The sequence below is a fragment of the Frankia sp. AiPs1 genome (assembly GCF_023716945.1).
Taxonomy (GTDB): domain Bacteria; phylum Actinomycetota; class Actinomycetes; order Frankiales; family Frankiaceae; genus Frankia.
Window position 1 is genome coordinate 1 of the sequence record NZ_JAMQQF010000383.1, and the last position, 5,715, is coordinate 5,715.

The window sequence follows — 5,715 nt, forward strand, 5'->3', positions numbered from 1 at the left end:
GGGCGGGGTCGGGCGGCCTCGCCCGCGCGGCAGCCGACCGCCACGACGACTACTCCGGGCCGCTGCTGTGGGTGCTGCCCCTGGTCGGGGCGGCCGCCGCCGCGGCGCCACTCGCCTTCGTGCTGCGGCCATGGCGGCGGCGCTCGGGGCAGCCGGGGCAGCCGGGTCGGCCGGTTCCCGCCGATCCGGCCGGCGGAGGAGACTGAGCCGGTGGGCACCCGATTCTTCTACGACACCGAGTTCATCGAGCGCCGTGAGGCCGATCATCTCTGGCTGGATCTGGTCAGCATCGGCATCGTCAGCGAGGACGGCACGCAGCGCTACTACGCCGTGTCCACCGAGTTCGACCCGGCCTTCGCGGTGCCGTGGGTCCGCCGCAACGTCCTCGACCAGCTTCCGCCGCCCGCCGACCCGGCGTGGCGGTCCCGGGCGCGGATCCGTGCGGAGATCGCCGCGCTGCTGACCGCCGATGGCACGCCGGAGCTGTGGGCCTGGTACGGCGCCTACGACCACGTGGTGCTCTGCCAGCTTTTCGGGACGATGACAGATCTGCCCGCGCAGTTGCCGCGGTTCACCCGGGACCTGCGGCAGCTCTGGGAAGACGTCGGCCGCCCGGTGCTGCCGCCGCCGCCGGCCAACGCGCACGACGCCCTTGCCGACGCCGTGCACAACCTGGCTCGCTGGGAGGTCCTCGCTCCGCTGCGGGCCCGCGTCGCCGCCGTGCCCCCCGCGCGCCGCTGACGCCGCTGGCCCAAGCCCCCCGCGCGCCGCTGACGCCGCTGCGCGGGCTTTCCGCGGAGCCATCATCGCCTCTTGGTTACTGAGTCGCCACGCCCGGTGACCGAACTCGCTTCCTGGGTGCGGACCTGCCGCTACGCTGCCGCCGGCGGGGCCTGCGGGCTCGACAGGAGGATTCGCGATGAGGATCGGCGTACTGACCGGTGGCGGCGACTGCCCCGGGCTCAACGCGGTGATCAGGGCCGTCGTCCGCAAGGGCGAGGGCGTCTACGGGCACAGCTTCGTGGGGTTCCGGGACGGCTGGCGCGGGCCGCTGACCGGTGACACGGTGCCACTCGACACCGCCGCCGTGCGGGGCATCCTGCCACGCGGGGGGACCATTCTCGGGTCGAGCCGCACGAACCCGTACGCCGCCGTGGACGGGCCGTCGCTGGTCCGGGAGAACCTGGCCGCCGCCGAGATCGACGCGCTCATCGCGATCGGCGGGGAGGACACCCTCGGCGTGGCCACCCAACTCCACGCCGAGGGTCTGCCCGTGGTCGGGGTACCCAAGACCATCGACAACGATCTGTTCGCCACCGACTACACCTTCGGCTTCGACACCGCCGTCAACATCGCGACCGAGGCGATCGACCGCCTCCACACCACCGCGGAGAGCCACCATCGGGTGCTCATCGTCGAGGTGATGGGGCGCCATGCTGGCTGGATAGCGCTGCACAGCGGTATGGCCGGCGGCGCGAACGTCATCCTCATCCCGGAACGGCCGTTCGACTTCGACAAGGTCTGCGCCTTCGTCGAGGCCCGCTTCGCGACCCACTACGCCCCGATCATCGTCGCCGCGGAGGGCGCGACCCCGATCGCCGGCACCCTGGTCACGAGGGAGGGCGAGCTCGACGCCTTCGGTCACGTCCGGCTGCAGGGCATCGCGCAGGTGCTCGAGACCGAGATCCGCGGCCGCACCGGCCGGGACGCCCGCGCCACCGTGCTCGGCCACCTTCAGCGCGGCGGAACGCCGACCGCGTTCGACCGCTGGCTCGCGACGCGTTTCGGCCTGCACGCCGTCGACGCTGTGCACGAGGGCGACTTCGGGGTGATGGTCGCCCTGCACGGGACCCGCATCGACCGCGTGCCGCTGGCGGAGGCGACCCGTGAGCTCAAGACGGTGCCCGAGGAGCTCTATGACGAGGCGGAGACCTTCTTCGGCTGACCGGCTGACCGGCTGATCGGACGAGTGCCATCCTGTCGGCCTGTTGACCGGCTCGACGGCGGTCGGGACCGTACCCTGGTGTCTCGTGAGCGCATTGGATGTGTGGCGGACCCTTCCGGCCAAGCAGCAGCCGTCGTGGCCCGACCTTGAGGAACTGCAGTCCGCCTACAACCAGCTTGCGGCGCTTCCCCCGCTGGTGACGGCCCCAGAGGTGCGTTCGCTCACCGAACGCCTTGCGATGGTCGCCCGGGGTGAGGCCTTCCTCCTGCAGGGCGGTGACTGCGCCGAGACCTTCGCGGCCAACACCGCCAACAAGATCCGCGACAAGGTCAAGACGCTTCTGCAGATGGCGGTCGTGCTGACCTACGGCGCGAGCACACCGGTGGTGAAGGTCGCCCGCATCGCCGGCCAGTACTCCAAGCCGCGCTCGGCCGACATCGAGTCGAGCACCGGCCTGCCGTCCTACCGCGGTGACGCCGTCAACGACATCGCGGCCACCGCCGCGGCCCGCCGGCCGGACCCGATGCGCATGGTCGCCTCCTACCACCAGAGCGCAATAACGCTGAACCTCGTCCGGGCGTTCGCCACCGGCGGGTTCGCGGACCTGTCGAAGGTCCACGAGTGGAACAAGGCGTTCGTGCGAGACTCGGCGGCCGGCCGGCGCTACGAGGTGATGGCGACGAACATCGAGCGGGCGCTGGCCTTCATGGCGGCCTGCGGCATCGACCTCGGCAGCGCGGCGCTGACCGGGGTGGAACTGTTCACCAGCCACGAGGGCCTCCTGCTGGAGTACGAACGCGCCCTGACCCGGGTGGAGGACTCCACCGGCAACCCGTACGACCTGTCCGCGCACATGATCTGGATCGGGGAGCGGACCCGGGACCTCGACGGCGCCCACGTCGACCTGCTGTCCCGGGTGGGCAACCCGATCGGCTGCAAGATCGGGCCGAAGGCCAGCCCGGACGAGGTTCTTGAGCTCGCCGAGCGGCTCAACCCGCAGCACATCCCCGGCCGGCTGACCCTGATCACCCGGATGGGTGCAGGCAAGATCCGTGACGCCCTCCCGCCGATCATCGAGAAGGTCAACGCCGCCGGCCCGCCGGTCGTCTGGTCCTGCGACCCGATGCACGGCAACACGCGCGACGTCGGCGGCGTCAAGACCCGCCACTTCGACGACGTGCTCGACGAGGTCTTCGGCTTCTTCGAGGTGCACAAGGCCCTGGGCACCCACCCGGGTGGCCTGCACATCGAGCTGACCGGCGAGGACGTCACCGAGTGCCTCGGCGGAGCGGAGCTGATCGGCGAGGAGGATCTCGGTGGCCGCTACGAGACCGCCTGCGACCCGCGCCTGAACACCGGGCAGGCACTCGAGCTGGCCTTCCTCGTGGCCGAGATGCTCCAGCACGCGCGGGGCGAGCGCGCCGCCGCGATGCAGGACCTCCCCACCGTCTAGCCCGACCAGGCCCCCCGCTCCGCGCACACGACGGGCAAGCCACCCCGGCCCCTGCCTCTTCGCGACCTGCCCCCTTCGTGAACCGTCCGCACGGAACCGCGGGCGCGCGGTTCAGCCGGCGAGCCCGTGGTCCGTGGCGGTGCCCGTCGGTGCGCCGGGCGCCGGGGCGGTTGCGCTCCCGACACCCGGCGTGCCGCTCCCGGTGCCTGCGGCCGCACCCCCCGCGCCGCTGGACGCAATACCGCTGGACGGGCTGGATGCCGTGGCCCCCGCCCGGGCCACGTCCGCCCCAGGAACGGCTGTCCTGGCTCCCGAGCCGCTCGCCGCGGCCGCTGTGCCCGCCGCGCCAGCCGTACCCGCCCGGCTGCCTGTGCCTGTCTGACCGCCCGTGCTCGTCCGACTATCGGTGCCCGCTTGGCTCGTGCTGTCCGCTTGACCGGTGCTGCCGGTCTGGCCGGGGATCGCGGTCCCGCCGGCGGCGGTGTCCGCCGCTGTGAGGGCGGCCGGGGTGTGCCCTGCCCGGGCCGCCGGGGTCGTCGCCGTCGAGGATGCCTCCGGCGGCGCGGCCGGGACCGCGGCGTTCGGCTGCCCCGGCGCGACCGCCCGGTCCGCCGGGTCCGCTCGGTCCGCTCGGTCCGCCACGGCTGTACCGAGCGTCGCATCCTCGCGCGGGCCGCTCTTCGGGCCGCTGACTGGCGTCGGCGCAGTAGCCGGATCGGTGTCGCTCGGGGAGGTCGGCGTGAGCGGTGTGGCGGTCGGCGGGAGAACCGGCGAGGCAGTGGTCGGCGCCGTCGTGGGCACGGAGCGTGCGGAAGGCGGCGCGGTGGCGGCCGTTGCCCGCGGGCGACGGGGACCGAGCGCTCTACGAAACTCGTCGATGAGGTCGAGCGCCGTCCGGGCGGATTCGGTCGTGCCGGGGGGAAGGGCCGCGAGGACGGGCGTCAGCCGGTCGGACTGCTCGGTGGTGAAGGCGGCCATCGTCGCCCAGGCGTCGGCGTTCCCGGCGGTGGCCCGGGCAAGTAGCACCCGGGAGCCGGCCCGGGCCTGGACGCACCAGGCGCGCAACAGGCCGTTGACCGTGCCGGCATCCGCGTGGCGGCCGGGCGAGGCAGGGACAGGGGCAGCCGAGGCGAATGCCGAGTCTGGCGCGGCTGCATTGTCCGAGGGGGCTGCATTGTCCGAGGCGGCTGCCCTGTTCGGCGGGGCTGCCCTGTCTGGTGCGGCTGCCCTGTCTGGCGCAGTTGACAGGTCCGACGCGGCCGGGACGGCCTGGCCGGCGGGCTGGGCTGACGCTGCCGGAGGGGTCGCCGTGGTTGGCGGGGCCGCCGTCGCTGATGGGGTCGCCGTGGCTGGTGGGCCTGGTCGCCCCGGTGCTGCCGGCCGGTCGGGGAGCGGCACCTGGTTCGGTCCGACCGGGGCGGCGGGCCGGACGGGCGGCAGGGGAAGGTCCGCCCCAGTGGTGCGCGGCGAGCCGAACGGATCTTCCAGGTGCAGCGGGCCCACGGGTGCTGACGGCCGGTCGGCGGCGGCCGCGAGACCGGCGGTCGCCGCCGACGTCCGCGCTGCCGACGACGGTGTGCCGACCCCGGTCCGCGGAGAAGCCTCGGGTGCAGCGGCCGGCTCGCTCGCGTCACCCGCGGTGGATGCGATCAGCGGTGGGATACCGGCCGCGGCGGGCTGGCCGAGTGCGGTTACCGCCGGCGCCCCGACTCCGCTAGCCGCCCCGACTCCGCTAGCCGCCCCGGCACCGCCGGCCGTCCCGACACCGCCGGTGCTGGCATCGGCGGCGGTTCCCTCGCCGAGAGTGATTGTGCGTAGCTCGTTCATGCGGGTGCCGGCCACGTCGAGGTGGGTCTTCGCCTTGGCGACCGGATCGCGCACCAGCGATACCTGTAGGTTCTCGACCCGTCTCTTGACGCTGTAGAGCGTCTCACCGGGTAGGGCGTTCTCCGCGCTGACGGCGAGACAGACCAGGGCCACCGCGCAGGCGAGCGAGGCGGCCAGCAGCGGGCGGGCGGCGCGCAGAACCCGACCTTGGCGCGGCGTCACCGGACGCACCAGCCGTCCGGTGACGCCCGAGCCTCGGGCCTCGGCGGTTCCGGTGCGTACGGGTTCGGTGCGTACGGGTTCGGTGCGAGTGGGCTCGGAGCGAGTGGGCTCGGTGAGGGGCTGCTCGGCGAGGGCGGCGAGTAGATGGGTGCGCACGGCGTCGCGGCGGGCCGGACTCATGCCGGGGACTGGAAGGCCGCGCAGGGCTGCCGCCGTGGTCACCAGGTGCATGTCGGCGGCGTCGGCCGGCGGGCGTCGGCCGTCCAGC

General features: G+C 73.7%; 4 protein-coding genes and 1 pseudogene. 4 read left to right on the top strand and 1 reads right to left on the bottom strand.

What is annotated here, in order from left to right; translation table 11 throughout:
- The 4 genes and pseudogenes from ND748_RS23445 to ND748_RS23460 all read left to right on the top strand — a co-directional run.
- A pseudogene (locus ND748_RS23445) lies at positions 1-206 on the top strand (hypothetical protein); the annotation flags it as partial.
- A gap of 4 nt (positions 207-210) precedes the next feature.
- Positions 211-741 (top strand): polyadenylate-specific 3'-exoribonuclease AS, encoded by a 531-nt coding sequence (locus ND748_RS23450; protein ID WP_251748122.1) that lies wholly within the window; start codon positions 211-213, stop codon positions 739-741.
- Positions 742-919: 178 nt separating this feature from the next.
- Positions 920-1,945: a 6-phosphofructokinase gene (locus ND748_RS23455; protein ID WP_251748123.1), complete on the top strand. Its 1,026-nt coding sequence runs from the start codon at positions 920-922 to the stop codon at positions 1,943-1,945.
- 85 nt (positions 1,946-2,030) lie between these two features.
- A complete protein-coding gene (locus tag ND748_RS23460; protein WP_251748124.1) occupies positions 2,031-3,398 on the top strand; it encodes a class II 3-deoxy-7-phosphoheptulonate synthase in 1,368 nt (455 codons plus the stop codon).
- Between the two features lie 111 nt (positions 3,399-3,509).
- Here ND748_RS23460 and ND748_RS34210 read toward each other — a convergent pair.
- On the bottom strand, positions 3,510-5,715 hold a 2,206-nt coding region (locus ND748_RS34210), incomplete at its 5' end, for a DUF5667 domain-containing protein (RefSeq protein WP_285902588.1).

Coding starts and splice junctions, on each gene's coding strand:
- ND748_RS23455 (WP_251748123.1), top strand. CDS start 920: ATGAGGATCGGCGTACTGACCGGTGGCGGCGACTGCCCCGGGCTCAAC.